The sequence below is a fragment of the Sphingomonas psychrolutea genome (assembly GCF_014636175.1).
Classification (GTDB): Bacteria; Pseudomonadota; Alphaproteobacteria; order Sphingomonadales; family Sphingomonadaceae; genus Sphingomonas; species Sphingomonas psychrolutea.
In genome coordinates this window covers 1-15,050 of the sequence record NZ_BMDW01000028.1, presented here as the reverse complement: position 1 = coordinate 15,050, position 15,050 = coordinate 1, and the positions used below count along the sequence as shown (strand labels likewise).

Sequence of the window (15,050 nt, the reverse complement as noted above, 5' to 3'; positions counted from 1 at the left end):
AGACAAGGCCATCTGCAAAATGTCCGACACCTGTGGCGCAAGCCACCAACTCAGCATCCACGCTACCCCAAGCGATATGACAGCCCAAAAGATGCCGCCGTATATCCGTGCGTTCACGATGAGCCGGTAATCAGCCTTGCTTAGCTCCACGACCACTCCAGCCTCCTAGTTTTTGAAATATTCGCGGACAAAATCGAGCCCTTTGCGGGTAATCTTAAAGCCGCCGGGAACGTCCCGCGCGAAGCCCTGATAGATGAAATTCGATTTTGTGTTCTTATGAGATTTGAGGTTGCGCACGATCTGTGAAAATTTCGAATCCGTCCGGCTCGCATTGGCGGCGGCGTGCTCATCGGAGAGATGCACGTAGCTTGGCAATTCCGCGATGAGGTCAGCGGTGCTGATCTCGCTTTCTGGGCGCACTGACATAATCAGAAGCGCGTATTTCCAGAGGTCGGCGCGAAGGTCGATTTCCACTGGATCGGTCGCCTTCGGTCCCGCCAATGGTTCCTCAATGCGCTTCTGCGCAGGGATGGCGCGCATACGTTGCTGCTTACGCTCTTCGCGCGCGATCCGCTTCACGTCGTCAGCAACGGGCAAATCTTCCGGCATGATGCCGCTGAGGTCGCGCATTGTCTGCCGTACCTTCACGCCTACTTCATAGTGCGCGTCGCAGGCGGCCTCCTTGCCTTGGATATTCCGGCTCCGCAGCTTCTCCTCAGTTTGGGTGATGCGGAACAGGTTCGCGGCCAGCTCCGTGCTTCCCATGTGATCCAGAATGTTGGCCTTGGTAGGCAGGCCTTTATACTGCTGAATCTCTTCCTTCCCGCGCCCGCCGTAAAGGCCCTGATAGCCCCTGTTATTGAACTTGCCGAAGTCCGCGCCTGAGTGGACGCCTGAGGCCTTTCCCGCGCTCATGAGCCGCTTGTTTTCCGCTACCACTTGGTTCCGCAGATAGAGCCGCTTCTGATTCTCCGAGAGGGTGTCAAAATCGACGCCGTGCTGGTCCGCCAGCTCCTGACGACGTGCCTGGATAGCGAAATAGTTTTGCGCGAAACCGATCTGGCGCTTCCGGGGGTCACCGTTCTGCGCGATCAGATAACAAGCATAGCGGTCAAGGTGGATGTTATCGACCTCTCGGCGACCGCCTTTCCCGATCTCGATCATGTCGGTGACGTCAACAAAATGATCCTGAGGGTCGAGCCGCATCGTTCGGCACGCGGCTTTGGCCTTCTCGACGATCGTCAGGAAGTTTCGATAGTCCGAATATCCCAGAAGCCGCGAGAGGTCGCGGGATGTCCAAAACTCGTGCCCATCCTCAGTCTTGCGAGCGGCAGCTTCAAAGGCGTCCAAAAGCGTGTCTATCGTGTCGTCCGATAGGTTGCTTGTCGCAAGCGCCGTAACCTCGTCGGGATTGGTCTGCGCGACCCGCTGCATGGCCTCATCAAAGTCAAAATCGAATTTCACGGGATCATCTTTGGGAGCGTTCATGCGATCAGGTCCTTGTAGGTCAGACGACCGGAGGTCTGTTCAAGCAAGGTGTTTACCCGATCCCCCTCGCCGATGCTGCGGAGATTGAAGCGCCACGTCATCTCGCCGAGATAACGGCTCAGGTGCTTCGGCGAGAGGTAATGGTGGGTGCCGATGATCTGGCGCTTGAAGAGCGCCCACACGCTCTCAATGCCGTTCGTGTGATTGTAATAATCCTTCACATACTGCCCGGCGCTATGGTTCACCGTGTGGTGATTGTAGCGGCCTTGAAGGCCAACGAAGCCAACATGCTCGTCGGTCATAATATTAGCGCCGGGAGCGACCACGCTAGCGATTGCGCCCTGCACGTTGACGGCGCGCAGATTGCGCATCGTGCCCGTGACAAGCTCGCCGCCGCGCTCTAGGATGCCCATGACAACAACCTTGCCTGCGCCGCCCTGCTTGCCACCGGTGCGCTGCCACGCGTGCTTATTCTTTTCCTTGCCGCCGATGAACGTCTCATCCGCTTCAACTTCACCTTCAAGCGGACGGTTGAACGACTTCGTCTGCGCGGCATAGCGAAGGCGGTGCAGCATGAACCATGCGGTCTTCTGAGTAACGCCGATGTCCTTGGCGAGTTGGGTGCTGGCGATGCCCTTTTTGTGCGAAGTGATCAGCCAGATCGCCATCATCCACTGGCGCAGACCAATCTTGCTGTCCTCAAAGATCGTGCCGACTTTGATCGAGAAGCGCTTCCGGCAATCGCCGCACTTATGCGTGCGCTTGTCCGAAAAGTGGTAGACCTTGGTGCTGCCGCACGTGGGGCAGAATGCGCCGTTTTTCCAACGGATCGCGGTGAAATGCTCAATAGCCGCCTGCTCATCAGGAAAAGCCGACATCATCTGCATCAGCGTATCGAACTGCTGTTTCTTGGGGGCAATCTTTTCCATACCCCCTTCTGACATTCAAATCAGATTGGGTCAAACATGTATATAGGCCCCTTTTCAAAGACTGACGATAGCGTTGGGTGCTGGAGGCCAGTGGCGGGTCCGTCCGCGATCGTACCGGGCCGCAGCCAGTTCGCGAGATCGAACGCAACGATGGGGCCGGCCGAGACATTGGACAATGCGCCTCGATGGCACTATTTCGTCGCATGGCGGAAACACCATCCTCGCGCGACCGAGAGCCACGCCGACCAATACCGCGATGGTGGTATATCGTCATCAGTCTTGCCGTGCTTGGCGCCGCGTGGGGCAAGGTAGCCGGCGGATATCTGCCCGGCTGAGGACGCGGGCCGGACGACCGGTCTCGGTTCAGCGGCGTTGATTCTGCGCTGGACGATTCCCATCAAACCGTTCGGGAAACGGGGAGCAGGGCAACAGCGGATGATACGTTGCGTTGCGTCATGGGCTGCGATGTTGAACCGGCAACCGGCTTTGCAATCCTGGTGCTGTGCGGTATCGCGACGGTCGCTGCCATAGAAAGAGTGGATCCGTATGCCGATCAAACCGCTGCGCAAGGCCGTTTTTCCCGTTGGCGGCCTCGGCACGCGCTTTCTGCCGGCGACCAAGGCAATGCCCAAGGAAATGCTGCCGGTGGTGGATCGCCCGCTGATCCAATATGCGGTCGACGAGGCGCTGGAGGCGGGGATCGAACAGATGATCTTCGTCACCGGTCGCGGCAAATCGGCGATCGAGGACCATTTCGATATCGCTTATGAGCTCGAAGCGACGATGCGTGGGCGCGGCAAGTCGCTGGAGGTGCTCGACGCCACGCGGCTTGCCCCCGGTGCTGTCGCTTATGTGCGGCAGCAGGAGCCGATGGGCCTCGGCCATGCGGTGTGGTGTGCGCGCGATATCGTCGGGGACGAGCCGTTCGCGGTCTTGCTCGCCGACGACTTCATGGTCGGCAAACCCGGCTGCCTCAAACAGATGGTCGACGCTTATATGCAGGTCGGTGGCAACATGATCTGCGCGCAGGAAGTGCCCGAGGATCAGACGCATATGTATGGGGTCATCACACCGGGCCGGCGCGACGGCGCGCTGACGCAAGTCAAAGGTCTGGTCGAGAAACCGGCGAAGGGCACTGCGCCGTCCAACCTGTCGGTCATCGGGCGCTACATCCTCCAGCCCGAGGTGATGCGCGTGCTTGAAACGCAGGGCAAGGGCGCGGGCGGTGAGATCCAGCTGACCGACGCGATGGCGCGGATGATCGGCGATCAGCCGTTCCACGGCCTCACGTTCGATGGGCAGCGTTATGATTGCGGTGACAAAGCGGGTTACGTCACCGCCAACCTGGCGATCGCGATCGGGCGCGCGGATATCGGCGATTCGGTGCGGGCGTTCGCGGTTGATCTGCTGAAATAAGAAAAACAATCCAAGCGGATAGCGGCGCTCCTCGGATCTCGGCGGACCGCGCCCGACGCCACGCAAGTGTTTGAGCAAAGCGATCCGAAGGCGCGTCCTGTCACCTAAATCGGCTCGCGGCTCACCAATCTGCTCACAATCCCGAATAGCCGCGGTACCAGTCGACATAGGCCGGGATACCGATTTCGATCGGCGTCGTCGGCGCAAAGCCTAGGTCGCGGCTGATTGCCGAAATGTCGGCATAGGTGGCAAGCACGTCGCCCGGCTGAAGCGGTTGATAATCGCGCACGGCGGTGCGCCCGCATGCTTGCTCGATCGTCGCGATCAGATGGTCGAGCTCTTCCGACTGGTTGTTGCCGATATTGTAAAGCCGGTGCGGCGAGACGCTGCCGCCGGCCTTTTCCAAACCATCATCGGGCGGCGGATTGTCGAGCGCGGCGATCACCCCCGCGACGATATCGTCGATATAGGTGAAGTCGCGCTGCATCTTGCCCTGATTGAACACCGTGATCGGCTTGCCACGCAGAATCGCGTCGGTGAACAGCCACACCGCCATGTCGGGGCGCCCCCACGGGCCATAGACCGTGAAAAAGCGCAGCCCCGTCTGCGGGATGCGAAACAGATGCGCATAGGTCTCGCTCATCAACTCGTCGGCGCGCTTGGTCGCGGCGTAGAGCGAGATCGGCTGATCGGTCCGATCCTCGACCCGGAACGGCAGCGACGTGGTCGCGCCATAGACCGAAGAGGAGGAGGCATAGACCATGTGCCGCACATCCCGCGCGCGCGCCAGCTCGAGCATGTTGAGATGCCCGGCGAGGTTGGAACGCACATACGCGCGCGGGTTCTGCAGCGAATAGCGCACGCCGGCCTGTGCGCCGACATGGACGATCCGATCGATCGTCGTCCCGGCCAATGCCGCATCGAGCGCGGTTTCGTCGGCAAAGTCGATTGCATGAAAGCGGAAGGCACTGCCCCCTGGCGCAGCGGCGATATCTGCCAGCCGATCGCGTTTCAGTTGCACTGCATAATAGGGATCGAGATTGTCGATCCCGATCACCGCCTCACCACGGGCGAGCAGCACTTTGCTGATATACGATCCGATGAACCCAGCGGCCCCGGTTACCAGAAGCGTCATTTACCCTCCAATGCTTGGCCGAGCGTACGCGGCCCACGCGAGTCTCCTCACGAACTGCGCGATCGCGTTGCTCGAAGCGATCCGCATCAATGGCCCCGACAGGCGAGCGCCTCGAGAATTTCTTCGATCCGCGCCGGATCGCCCGCCGCAACCACTTTCCCTGCCGAATCCGCCGTGAGCGGGTCGCCCTGCCAATCGCACATGCGACCGCCAGCGCCTTCGACCACAGGCACGAGCGCGGCAAAATCGTGGAGCTTCAGCCCCGCCTCGACCACCACATCGAGCCATCCGCTCGCGACGCAGGCGTAATTGTAGCAATCGCCACCGAGCACGGTGCTGAGCACCGCGCCATCGAGATGTTCGAACGCGTGAAGTTGCGAATCGTCGAATAATGCGGGCGAGGTGGTCGCCAGCAGCGCCTTGGCGAGATCGGGACAGCGGCGCGTCTGCGCGGGGCGGCCGTTGAACAGCGTCGGGCGGCCCATCACCCCCACCCAGCGTTCCTGCAGGATCGGCTGGTCGATCACGCCGAGCATCGGCCATCCTTCGATCACCAGGCCGATCAGCGTGCCGAAGATCGGGCGACCGGAGATAAAGGCGCGCGTCCCGTCGATCGGATCCAGCACCCAGGCGCGTCCGGAGGTGCCCTCCTTGACGCCATATTCCTCCCCGATGATGGCATCGGTGGGAAACGCGCGTTCGATCAGCGCGCGCATCGCGCCTTCTGCCGCACGGTCGGCCAGCGTCACGGGGGAGGTGTCTGCCTTGGTCTCCAACCCATATTCGGCGCGGTAAAAGGGTCGGATCGCAGCGCCTGCCGCCTCGGCAAGGGCGGCGGCGAGGGCAAGATCTGTGTCGGTGACGCGCATTGCCTTTGCCTAAGCGCGCTGGCACAGTTTCGCCAGCCCCGACTGGGGCCATGCCCTCGGGGGGATGTGACGCGGGTTTGTCACGGTCGGGTGGCAGCGGGGATATCCATGCGCAGTCTTTCCATCATCGCCGCCGGAACCGCATTGCTCGGTGCCGCACCCGCTATGGCGCAACTGCGCCCGCTGCTCGATCCGCCAGCCTCGGCCGATGTGGCGCGCGCCGGGGTCGAGGTCTATCTGCTCAATGAAGGGCCTGGTGCGCAGCCTGCGCGCGGGCCCGATGAGATCGAGACGATCGCGCGCGACGGCACCAAATTGCGGCTGGTCGCGGCGCCAGACGAACCGCAAACCATCCCTGCGGGTGGTTTTGTGCGTGTGCGCTACCGGCTCGCCGCCTCCTATCCGGTCGCGCTGGCCGCTGCGGCGCCCACCGCCGCAATCGGCGCGCCCTCTGGCGGCGGTGAATCCGTGGCGGTCAGCTCGCGCGATGGATCGGCAGCGTTCCTCGACCGGCTCCACCCCTTCGCGCCGACCTACGGCGTGATCGGCGCGAAGAGTTCGGGCGCGAAATTGCAGGTTAGCTTCGATGTCCGCCTCCTCGGCCGCGACGACGGACCCCGGCTCGATTTTGCCTACACGCAGGCGATCTTTTGGGACGTCAATCGCCCGTCTGGGCCGATCCGCACCGAAATCTTCAGTCCGGAGGTCTTTTTGGACGTTCCGGTCAGCCCCACGCTGACGATCGGCGGCGGCTATCACCACGATTCGAACGGCGGCGGGGTCACCAATTCGGTCGACGTGAACCGGTATTTTCTGCGGGCGAACAAGACCTTCGATTTGGGGCGCGCGTGGAAATTATCCGTGCAGCCCCAGGCATGGGGGTATTTCGGCAATCAGGGCTTGGCGCGCGATCTCGATCGCTATTGGGGCTATACGTCGCTCGGCATAACGCTCGGTCAACGGGACGGGTGGAAAGTCGCGGTGACCGGTCGCGGCAACCCGGGGACGGGCAAGGGCAGCGCCGAGGCGTTTCTATCCTATCCGCTCCCCCGCATCGACGACCGGCTGCCGCAGCTGTATCTTTTTGGCCAATTTTTTGCCGGCTATGGCGAAACGTTGATCGATTATAACCGCACCGCCAGCCACGCTCGTTTCGGCATTGCGTTCACCCGGTGATGCAACCGTCTATACAAGAATATGTTACGGGGTCGGTTATCGATTCTTAGCAGATTAGGCTTAATACGGACCTATATCGACGGTCTCGCTATGACGCGACACCGAGTCCGAGGGGCGTAGTGGAGCGATGGGCGCGATGCGGGAGGCACGGTTGGTGGCGGTGGAGGAGCGTTCGGATCACCTCTTCGACCGCATCCGCGCCTTCCTGGCGCTGCATCGGCTCAGCCCGGACCCGGCGCATTATGCCTTTGCGCACCGCGTTATCTGCAATCCGGACGGCGCGCTCGCGCAATCGGTGGCAACGCTGACCGAGGGTGGCATTCGTCTGACAGCGCGCGACATCCAGATGCTCGGCGGACAGATCGGCGCGCTCGCCGTCGCCAATCCGGAGGAACTCTGCGCACCGGCCCCGGCCGACACGCTGGTGGCGCAGACGCAAATGCAGGTCGAGGGTTTCACCGACATGGTCCGCCGGGTCCGCGCCGAAACCGAGGATTTCGGACGCGATCTCGCCGCCAGCGCCGATGCGATCCGCAACGGTGGCGGTGCGGACAATGTCGTTTTGCTGACCGGGATTATGCTCAAGCGCGTCCACTCGGCCGAGGCTCGGCTGGCTGCGGCGACGAGCGAGGCCGACCAGCTTCGCGCAAAGCTCGAAGAGGCGCGCGGCGATGCGCGGCGCGACCCGTTGACCGGCTTGCCCAATCGCCGTGCGTTCGAGGAAGCATTTGCGGAGCGCAGCTTGTCGGGCGACACGCTCTGCCTGGCGGTATGCGATGTGGACCGCTTCAAGCGTGTCAACGATCAGTTCGGCCATTCGGTCGGCGACCGCGTGCTGAAGGCGATTGCTGACGCGCTGAGCACTGCCTGCCCCGACCATTTCGTCGGGCGCTATGGCGGCGAGGAATTCATCATCCTGTTTGGCGGTCTCGACTTGCCAAAGGCGCGCACCATGCTGGAGGCGGCGCGCACGTCGGTTGCGGGCAAGCGCTACCGGCTGCGCGAATCCGATGCGCCGCTGGGCGCGGTAACCTTCTCCGGGGGCGTGACCGAGGCCGAACCGGGCGAAGTGCTGGGGGCAGTGTTCGGGCGCGCCGATAAATTGCTCTACGCGGCCAAGGACGGTGGGCGAAACCGCGTTTACGCAGCGTAGCAATTTACCCCGATAGTTGGTGAATTTCACCGCACGTCACTGGGTTTCCGTCGGATGATCGACGGAAAACTGCCGGTTTTCGGTACTGCAAGAATTTGGCACGTCCTATGCAAATCCTTTTGGCATCGGCGGACGGATGGTCCGATCCGCCCGACCGCAAAGGAATCGCTATCATGCTCCGTTTCGAATCTTTCAGCCGCATCGCCGTTTCGAGCATTGCATCGTTTGTCCTCAGTGTCGCCTTGCTCTCCAGCGTCGTCACGCTCGCGCCGATGGTGTGATCGGCCATGTGCCGAAATCCCCGGAAATTTTCGCGCTTATCCCTCTCGGCACGTTGATTTTTATCACTGGCAATCCGCTGGACGCGCGCTAGTTTGCGGCAAGGCAGGTGGGTAATGACCAGATCGCGTATTCCAACGACGTTAGTGGCGCTGGCCACGCTCCTGGCATCGTGTAGCGGTGGCGGCACAACCAGCGGATCGGGGACAACGCCGACCGCCACGACGCCGACGCCAAGCCCCACCACGACTGCCGCTGGCTGCACGCTGCGCGATCGGCAGGACTGGGCGCTGTCGCAACTGCGCGAATGGTATCTGTTCCCGGATACCTTGCCCGCCACGCTCGATCCGACGCCGTACAGCACCGTCAGCGATTATATCGATGCGCTCACCGCGACCGCGCGCGCGCAGCGTAAGGACCGATACTTCACCTATCTGACCTCGATCGCGTCGGAGGATGCGTTTTATGCCTCCGGATCGAGCGCCGGGTTTGGCTTCCGCCTAACGCTCGATTCGACCGGGCGACGCGTCTTCATCGCCGAGGCATTCGAGGGCGCCCCGGCGCTTTCCGCCGGGATCGATCGGGGGACCGAGATCGTCGCCATCGGCACCAGCGCGAGCGACTTGCGGACCGTCGATGCGATCATCGCGGCAGAGGGCGGCAATGGCGTCACCAACGCGCTCGGGCCGAGCACGGCGGGGACGACGCGGGTGCTGCGGATCACCGATGCGAGCGGGACACGCAACGTCACGGTCAGCAAGAGCGACTATTCGCTCACCCCGGTGTCCAGCCGCTACGGCGCGCAGATCATCACCGATGGCGGGCGGCAGGTGGGGTATATCAACCTGCGCACCTTCATCTCGACCGCCGACCCGGCGTTGCGCAGCGCGTTCGCGTCGTTCCGCGCGGCGGGCATCACCAACGTGATCGTCGATGTACGCTACAATGGCGGAGGCTTGGTTTCGATTGCCGAGTTGATGACGAATTTGCTCGGCGCCAATCGCTCGACCTCTGACGTGATTGATTACATGACGTTCCGGCCGGAAAAGGCGTCCAACAACGTCACCGCATTCTTTGCGCCGCAACCGCAATCGATCGCGCCGACCAAGATCGCGTTTATCGGGACGGGCGGAAGCGCATCGGCGAGCGAGCTCGTCATCGCAGCGCAGATTCCCTATTTGCACGCCAATGCCGCGCTGATCGGCACCAACACCTATGGCAAGCCGGTCGGGCAAATCGCGCTCGATCGCTCGGCGTGTGACGACCGGTTACGCGTCATCGCTTTCGCGCTGCAGAATGCCAATCGCCAAGGGGCCTATTATGACGGCCTCGCCAGCATCGTGGAGGCGAGCTGTCAGGCCGGGGACGACTTGACGCATCCGCTCGGCAGCCCGCTCGAGACTTCAACGCGCGCGGCGCTCGACTATCTGGCGGGACGCAGTTGCACGACGATCACCGCCGCGAGCGGAACGCAAAGCGCGCAGGCACTGAGTGTGCGGGTGCCTGCGCGGCCGCTCGAACTGCTGACGCCCGAACGCCCCGACACCGTCCAACGCGAGGTGCCGGGGTCGTTCTAGCGCGGGGCGCTTACTGCGCGGGGACAGCGTCTTCCGCGCGGGCGTTGAGCTTGCCCGTCGCCATCGCGGTCAGTTTGTCGTCGGTCGCATATTCCTCGTCGAGCGTTTCCTGCAGGATCGCTGCGATTTCGGTGCGGCCGAGCTGGTTCGCCCAAGCGATCAACGTGCCGTAACGGGCGATTTCATAATGTTCGACCGCTTGCGCCGAGGCGATGAGGGCTGCATCGAGTACGGCCTTGTCAGCAATGTCGCCCGCGACTTCATTGGCTTCCTTGATGATGCCCTGAATCGCCGGGCAGGTCGCGCCCTTGGGCTGCTCGCCGAGCCGGTCGAACACTTGCTCGAGACGGCGGATCTGACCTTCGGTTTCGCTCAAATGCATCTGGAAACCAGCCTTCAGGCCAGCGTCGGTCGCCTTTTCGATCATCGTCGGCAACGCCTTGGTGATCTGGTTTTCGGCATAATAGACGTCCTGCAGCTGATGCAGGAACAGGTCTTCGAAGGTCACGATGTCTTTGGTAAACAGGCCCATGGCTTGGCTCCTCGGTCGATCGGGGTGGGACGCCGGACGCGGGGGTACGTCCGGCGCGCGGTATGAACGGGCCGACCACGCAAGAGTTGCAGGCGCGGACGCCACAATCATACTAATACAGATCAAGTGCCCGGCCCGCGCGCCCCGAGCGAATTGATGTGCGTCCGGCAGCACTTTGGCGCTAAGGAGGGCCGGGGCTTCCCGCCCCGGTCAGGACGCAAAATGGCCAAGAGCCAGAAGAAATCGAACAAGGAAACGCGCAAGCCCAAGGCCGAAAAGGCCCCCAAGGCGAATGCATCGAACCCGACCGCGAAAGGCCAGCCGGTCGCGATGGTCAATTTGAAGGGTTGATCGACGTGGACGACAATGGCGACGCGGACGCCTTCGTCTATGACGAGGTGAGCGGCGAGTGGGTCCAGGCCGGTGCCGCCAGCGCGGTCGACACCGATGCGGTGATCGTGCGCGACTCGGTCGGCAATGTGCTGGCCGATGGCGACCAGGTGACGTTGATCAAGGATCTGACCGTCAAGGGCGCTGGGCAAACGCTCAAACGCGGAACGCTGATCAAGTCGATCCGCCTCACTGGTGATGCGCAGGAAATCGATTGCCGCTATGACGGGATCAAGGGCCTCGTGCTGCGCGCCGAATTCGTTCGGAAACGCTGAGGCGCGCGCGGCGTGGAGCGGGCGGCGGCGCTGCATCCAAGCTGGCGCGCGGGCCTGCAGGCCGCGTTGGACAGCGCAGACATGCGCGCGCTCGACCGCTTTCTCGCCGCTGAGGCCGCGGCGGGCGTCAGAGTCTATCCGCTCGCGGCCGACCGGTTCCGCGCGCTCGAACTGACCGCGCGCGATGCGGTGCGTGTCGTCATCCTTGGGCAGGATCCGTATCACGGCGCTGGCCAGGCGCATGGGCTCAGCTTTTCGGTCCAGCGCGGCACGCGCATTCCGCCGAGCCTCACCAACATCTTCAAGGAGCTCGAGGCCGATCTCGGCATTCCGCGCGCCGCGCACGGCTTGCTCGACGCCTGGGCGCGGCAGGGGGTGCTGCTGCTCAATGCCGTGCTGAGCGTGCGCGAAGCTGCCCCCGCTTCGCACCGCGGGCAAGGGTGGGAACGCTTCACCGATGCCGTGATCGCGCTGGCGGCCGCGCGCGAGGAACCGACCGTTTTCCTGCTGTGGGGCGCGCAGGCGCAGGCGAAAGCGGCGTTGATCGACGGCGCCGCGCCGGGCGGGCGGCACCTCGTGCTGCGCTCGGCGCACCCCTCGCCGCTGTCGGCGCGGACCGGGTTCTTCGGGAGCCGCCCGTTCTCACGCGCCAACGCCTTTCTGGCGCAGCATGGTCGCGGGACGATCGATTGGGCGCTGCCAAAATCAAGTGTTTGATATCGTTGTAACAAGGTGCGGAAGTTTAGGCTAAGTTTAGGGATAAAACGTCCCGGCGTCAGCCCGGATCGTCGTCATCCCCCGCGCCGCGTTCGATCGATCCGTCCGCCGTGATGCGGACGTCACCGGGTTCGAGCGGGCGCGCGAAATCGCGCTTGCGGCGGGCGCTGGCGCGGGCGGTGGCCCTGGGGTGATCCTCCTCGCGCCGCGGGAAACGATAGGGCTCGCGGTCGTCGGGCGGATAGAGGTCCAGCACCTCGGCCACGCCGCGCGCGCCAAGGATGAGGTTCTCCATCCGCTCAGGCTCGGTCAGCAAATGCGGCGCGGCCGGGGTGACCGGCGCGAGCGCAGCGATCGCCTCCTCGACCGGGGGCAGCGCCGGGGCCGGGCGCTCGCCCGGCTGGATCACATCCTGATGCGCATGGCGAAAGCGCTCGGGCATGTAGGCGCGCAGGATGAACATCGCCATGCGATTGTCGACCTTCCAGCGCGCGCCGATGCGACAGCCGTCGCGGTCGAACAGCGGGATTTCATCACCCTCGATCGCGCGCGTGAAGGCGAGATCGAGCACGCGCCCCGCCGCGGCGGCAAGCGCAGCGCGCCACGCTTGCGCAAAGCCGCCGCCTTCGGGGGCGTTGCGCAGCTTGTAGGCGCTTTGCACCGACATGTTGACCGCGCGCGCAGCCTGTTCGACGAGGCCGGTATCGGCCAGCGCCTGGATGAAGCTGCGCTGCACATCCGGCGTCCAGCCATCGGCACGCGGGCGGCGCGGCACCGGGCGCCATTCGAACTCGGCGGGATCGAAGGTGGTGAGGTCGAGCGGCGGCTCGGGCGGATCCTCGTCCTCGATGATCCACTGAGGTGTGGGGAGGGATGCGGAGGGGGTTGCGGGGGCGTGCCGGGCCGGAGCGGGCGCGCGGTTGCGAGTCTTGCGGTCTGCCATCTGGCAGTATGGAACATATTTTGGGCGTGTAGGACAGAGCGCGCGCGTGCGCCGCTTGTCGGCATCGGCAGCTCGTTATATATTTCGGGGATGGCAGACATGATCGTATCCATCCCGGAAGTGCTCAAGAACTGGGCCGAGGCGCGCGTTGCCGAGGGCAGTTATAGCAGCACCAGCGACTATTTCCGCGATCTGGTGCGGCGCGACCGCGCGGACGCCGACGCAACGGCGCGGCTGCGGCAGGCGTGGAGCGATGGGGTTAACAGCGGCCCGGCTCTTCCGGGCACGTTCGACGTCGACGATATCGCAGCGCGCGGCGCGGCGCGGTTGAACGAAGTGCGCGCGGCGGAATGATTGTCCGCCGGTCGCCGCAAGCGATCGGCGATCTCGACGATATCTGGCTGTACATCGCGCTGGACGACCCCGCCGCCGCAACGCGTATGGTCGAGCGGATCGTGCGCGGCGTGGCACGTCTGGCGGACTTTCCGCGCAGCGGCCCGGCGCGACCGGAGATCGGCGAGGATGCGCGCAGCGTGACGATCGGTGCCTATCTCATCCTGTACCGGATCGTGCCCGACGCGGTGGAGATCGTCCGCATCGTCCACGGGGCGCGGGATGTGTCCGAGGTGATGGGCGGGGGGTGAGGGGGGGGGGGCGTGAGGCGGGGGGCGGGTGCTTGCCGATTTTGCAGCGGCATCGTATATTTCGGGAATGGCGCAGCTCAACGTCCAGCTTTCCGATGACCTCCAGCGCTGGACCGACGCGCGCGCCGTCGAGGGCGGGTTTGACAGCGGCAGTGATTATGTCCGCGATCTGGTGCGGCGGGACCGGGACTATGCCGTGAAACTCGCGGCGTTGCAGGCGGCGATCGACGTCGGACGTGCTTCGCCCGAGACCGACCTGACGATCGAGGACATCATTGCCGAGGGCAAACGGCGACACGCGCTGGCGTGACGCCGCTGACGTTCAGCGTCGAATCGCGCGGCGATCTCGCCGGTATCTTTGATTATGGTGTGGAGCATTTCGGACTCGCGGCAGCCGAGGCCTATCTCAGGCGCTTCGACGCGGCGTTTCATTTGATCCGCGCGCATCCGCTGAGCGGTGCGCTCCACGACAGCGTTCGCCCACCCATCCATAGTCTACGCTGCGGTCGTCACAGAGTGTATTACGACGTGTTCAAGGATCGTGCCGTCGTGCGGCGCGTGCTGCATCAGGCGATGGCGGTGGAACTGCATTTGTAGGGGTGTTGGTGGAGCCGACACGAGCATCGGTCGGTGTGTGGAGTGGCGGGGACCGGTACCGCGCCGACGTTGCAGGTGGCGCAGTGCCGGTAGTATTATTGATGCCGTGCACCGCTTAATCAATCAGAGGCAGCGCAACCCATCAAATGCATTCCCGCCAGCAGGCTTGCAGCCTTCTGCTTCAAATCTTCTGGAATCGATGCCCCGGGGTTACCGCCCCGTTCGTCCCGTTGATAACGGTATTGAGGTACGGGCACGTCTCTGGGCAACTCGGGCAGGAGTGTGGAGGCTGAAAATTTTGGTCGATCTTCAGACATGATCGGTCTCCAGGTTAATTTCGCGAGGATAGTGATGCTTTCGCCTTATCCACTTAAACCCTTCATAGCGGGTTACGGTTGCGATGTCGGTTTCCCCGCCCACCGTGTCGGCACCTTTCAGAAAGTGAACGTAGTGTTTGGTGGTCGATACGAGAAAATCGGCGAGAGCGATGGCGTCGCCCGTCGGCATCGGATCGGTAGCTAGCGGCGTAACGGTAAGGCCCCTAACGGCTTGCATAACAGGTGCAAGCTGCGAACCATCCAGCCCGCCCTGTAACAATGCCTCAGGCAGATGCTGGCTGTACCCCAGTATTAATCTGTTTAAAGCCTCAGGCTGCCCCGCCCAAAGCACAAATGCCGACTCTGTTCCAGGAAACTGCTGCTCTGGCGCGAAGCACTCGCCATTTCTGAGCACGATTTTCCAAACCTCGGCTATGTCAGAATTAGAACTATACCCTCCGATGAAAAATTCTAGCGAATGATCCGCTGTCGGCTTTTCATCCAACGGTAGGCTTTGTTGCAAAACTGACGTTGGGGATTCACGTAGGGAATCGAGTGGGATAGATGGGCGTGATGCCCAAACCTGCCGCACCTGTGTATCGCACGACGAACT

The 15,050-nt window shown here is 63.1% G+C and carries 18 protein-coding genes; 11 read left to right on the top strand and 7 right to left on the bottom strand.

The annotated features are described in order from the left end of the window. Window positions 1–165: 165 nt before the first annotated feature. Together dinD and IEV62_RS16710 are read right to left on the bottom strand one after the other, a co-directional pair. Window positions 166–1,488, bottom strand: coding sequence for a DNA damage-inducible protein D (gene dinD, locus IEV62_RS16715; RefSeq protein WP_229733311.1), 1,323 nt, complete (start codon window positions 1,486–1,488; stop codon window positions 166–168). Beyond that, entirely contained in the window at window positions 1,485–2,417 is a 933-nt protein-coding gene (locus IEV62_RS16710) for an IS1595 family transposase (protein WP_188449517.1), read from the bottom strand. Before IEV62_RS16710 ends, dinD begins: the two co-directional genes overlap by 4 nt. 546 nt (window positions 2,418–2,963) lie before the next feature. On the opposite strand from IEV62_RS16710, the gene galU reads away from it, so the two are divergent. Further along, a complete protein-coding gene (gene galU / locus IEV62_RS16705) occupies window positions 2,964–3,833 on the top strand; it encodes a UTP--glucose-1-phosphate uridylyltransferase GalU (protein ID WP_188449515.1) in 870 nt (289 codons plus the stop codon). A 133-nt stretch (window positions 3,834–3,966) separates the two neighbouring features. On the opposite strand, the gene IEV62_RS16700 is transcribed toward galU, so the two are convergent. Together IEV62_RS16700 and hisN are read right to left on the bottom strand one after the other, a co-directional pair. Then, window positions 3,967–4,968 carry an NAD-dependent epimerase/dehydratase family protein gene (locus tag IEV62_RS16700; protein ID WP_188449513.1) on the bottom strand — a complete coding sequence of 334 codons (1,002 nt, stop codon included), beginning with the start codon at window positions 4,966–4,968 and terminating at the stop codon, window positions 3,967–3,969. 86 nt (window positions 4,969–5,054) lie between these two features. Further along, window positions 5,055–5,837: a histidinol-phosphatase gene (gene hisN / locus IEV62_RS16695; RefSeq protein WP_188449511.1), complete on the bottom strand. Its 783-nt coding sequence runs from the start codon at window positions 5,835–5,837 to the stop codon at window positions 5,055–5,057. Between the two features lie 108 nt (window positions 5,838–5,945). Between hisN and IEV62_RS16690 the strand changes: the two genes are divergently transcribed. From IEV62_RS16690 to IEV62_RS16680, 3 genes are all read left to right on the top strand, one after another. Further along, window positions 5,946–7,013: a phospholipase A gene (locus tag IEV62_RS16690; protein ID WP_188449509.1), complete on the top strand. Its 1,068-nt coding sequence runs from the start codon at window positions 5,946–5,948 to the stop codon at window positions 7,011–7,013. 127 nt (window positions 7,014–7,140) lie between these two features. Next, window positions 7,141–8,166 (top strand): GGDEF domain-containing protein, encoded by a 1,026-nt coding sequence (locus tag IEV62_RS16685; RefSeq protein ID WP_188449507.1) that lies wholly within the window; start codon window positions 7,141–7,143, stop codon window positions 8,164–8,166. Between the two features lie 395 nt (window positions 8,167–8,561). After that, the gene (locus IEV62_RS16680; RefSeq protein ID WP_188449505.1) at window positions 8,562–10,022 is read left to right on the top strand and encodes a S41 family peptidase; all 1,461 of its coding nucleotides are present in this window, start codon (window positions 8,562–8,564) and stop codon (window positions 10,020–10,022) included. Between the two features lie 10 nt (window positions 10,023–10,032). Here the strand turns inward: IEV62_RS16680 and IEV62_RS16675 are convergent, their stop codons facing one another. Then, window positions 10,033–10,554 (bottom strand): YciE/YciF ferroxidase family protein, encoded by a 522-nt coding sequence (locus IEV62_RS16675; protein ID WP_188449503.1) that lies wholly within the window; start codon window positions 10,552–10,554, stop codon window positions 10,033–10,035. A 222-nt stretch (window positions 10,555–10,776) separates the two neighbouring features. On the opposite strand from IEV62_RS16675, the gene IEV62_RS18370 reads away from it, so the two are divergent. Genes IEV62_RS18370 through ung form a run of 3 tightly spaced genes read left to right on the top strand, consistent with a single transcriptional unit; the run spans window position 10,777 to window position 11,936 of the window. Then, complete coding sequence (locus IEV62_RS18370; RefSeq protein WP_268234248.1) at window positions 10,777–10,905, top strand: hypothetical protein; 129 nt, start codon at window positions 10,777–10,779, stop codon at window positions 10,903–10,905. Between the two features lie 5 nt (window positions 10,906–10,910). Continuing rightward, window positions 10,911–11,219, top strand: coding sequence for a zinc ribbon domain-containing protein YjdM (locus IEV62_RS16670; protein ID WP_188449501.1), 309 nt, complete (start codon window positions 10,911–10,913; stop codon window positions 11,217–11,219). Window positions 11,220–11,231: 12 nt separating this feature from the next. Further along, window positions 11,232–11,936 (top strand): uracil-DNA glycosylase, encoded by a 705-nt coding sequence (gene ung / locus IEV62_RS16665; protein WP_188449499.1) that lies wholly within the window; start codon window positions 11,232–11,234, stop codon window positions 11,934–11,936. A 58-nt stretch (window positions 11,937–11,994) separates the two neighbouring features. Here ung and IEV62_RS16660 read toward each other — a convergent pair whose 3' ends face one another. Beyond that, window positions 11,995–12,879: a hypothetical protein gene (locus tag IEV62_RS16660; RefSeq protein WP_188449498.1), complete on the bottom strand. Its 885-nt coding sequence runs from the start codon at window positions 12,877–12,879 to the stop codon at window positions 11,995–11,997. Window positions 12,880–12,978: 99 nt separating this feature from the next. On the opposite strand from IEV62_RS16660, the gene IEV62_RS16655 reads away from it, so the two are divergent. Genes IEV62_RS16655 through IEV62_RS16640 form a run of 4 tightly spaced genes read left to right on the top strand, consistent with a single transcriptional unit; the run spans window position 12,979 to window position 14,120 of the window. Then, a complete protein-coding gene (locus IEV62_RS16655) occupies window positions 12,979–13,233 on the top strand; it encodes a ribbon-helix-helix domain-containing protein (RefSeq protein ID WP_188449496.1) in 255 nt (84 codons plus the stop codon). Next, window positions 13,230–13,523, top strand: coding sequence for a type II toxin-antitoxin system RelE/ParE family toxin (locus IEV62_RS16650; RefSeq protein WP_188449494.1), 294 nt, complete (start codon window positions 13,230–13,232; stop codon window positions 13,521–13,523). The genes IEV62_RS16655 and IEV62_RS16650 overlap by 4 nt, the downstream gene beginning before the upstream one ends. Before the next feature lie 28 nt (window positions 13,524–13,551). After that, complete coding sequence (locus IEV62_RS16645) at window positions 13,552–13,833, top strand: ribbon-helix-helix domain-containing protein (protein WP_229733308.1); 282 nt, start codon at window positions 13,552–13,554, stop codon at window positions 13,831–13,833. Further along, entirely contained in the window at window positions 13,830–14,120 is a 291-nt protein-coding gene (locus IEV62_RS16640) for a type II toxin-antitoxin system RelE/ParE family toxin (protein WP_188449492.1), read from the top strand. The genes IEV62_RS16645 and IEV62_RS16640 overlap by 4 nt, the downstream gene beginning before the upstream one ends. A 309-nt stretch (window positions 14,121–14,429) precedes the next feature. Here IEV62_RS16640 and IEV62_RS16635 read toward each other — a convergent pair. Then, window positions 14,430–15,050, bottom strand: a 621-nt coding sequence (locus IEV62_RS16635) for a hypothetical protein (RefSeq protein ID WP_229733306.1), incomplete at its 5' end; no start/stop codon positions are given.

Coding starts and splice junctions, on each gene's coding strand:
- galU (WP_188449515.1), top strand. CDS start 2,964: ATGCCGATCAAACCGCTGCGCAAGGCCGTTTTTCCCGTTGGCGGCCTC.
- IEV62_RS16650 (WP_188449494.1), top strand. CDS start 13,230: ATGATTGTCCGCCGGTCGCCGCAAGCGATCGGCGATCTCGACGATATC.
- hisN (WP_188449511.1), bottom strand. CDS start 5,837: ATGCGCGTCACCGACACAGATCTTGCCCTCGCCGCCGCCCTTGCCGAG.
- IEV62_RS16655 (WP_188449496.1), top strand. CDS start 12,979: ATGATCGTATCCATCCCGGAAGTGCTCAAGAACTGGGCCGAGGCGCGC.
- dinD (WP_229733311.1), bottom strand. CDS start 1,488: ATGAACGCTCCCAAAGATGATCCCGTGAAATTCGATTTTGACTTTGAT.
- IEV62_RS18370 (WP_268234248.1), top strand. CDS start 10,777: ATGGCCAAGAGCCAGAAGAAATCGAACAAGGAAACGCGCAAGCCCAAG.
- IEV62_RS16710 (WP_188449517.1), bottom strand. CDS start 2,417: ATGGAAAAGATTGCCCCCAAGAAACAGCAGTTCGATACGCTGATGCAG.
- IEV62_RS16690 (WP_188449509.1), top strand. CDS start 5,946: ATGCGCAGTCTTTCCATCATCGCCGCCGGAACCGCATTGCTCGGTGCC.
- IEV62_RS16685 (WP_188449507.1), top strand. CDS start 7,141: ATGGGCGCGATGCGGGAGGCACGGTTGGTGGCGGTGGAGGAGCGTTCG.
- IEV62_RS16680 (WP_188449505.1), top strand. CDS start 8,562: ATGACCAGATCGCGTATTCCAACGACGTTAGTGGCGCTGGCCACGCTC.
- IEV62_RS16700 (WP_188449513.1), bottom strand. CDS start 4,968: ATGACGCTTCTGGTAACCGGGGCCGCTGGGTTCATCGGATCGTATATC.
- IEV62_RS16660 (WP_188449498.1), bottom strand. CDS start 12,879: ATGGCAGACCGCAAGACTCGCAACCGCGCGCCCGCTCCGGCCCGGCAC.
- IEV62_RS16675 (WP_188449503.1), bottom strand. CDS start 10,554: ATGGGCCTGTTTACCAAAGACATCGTGACCTTCGAAGACCTGTTCCTG.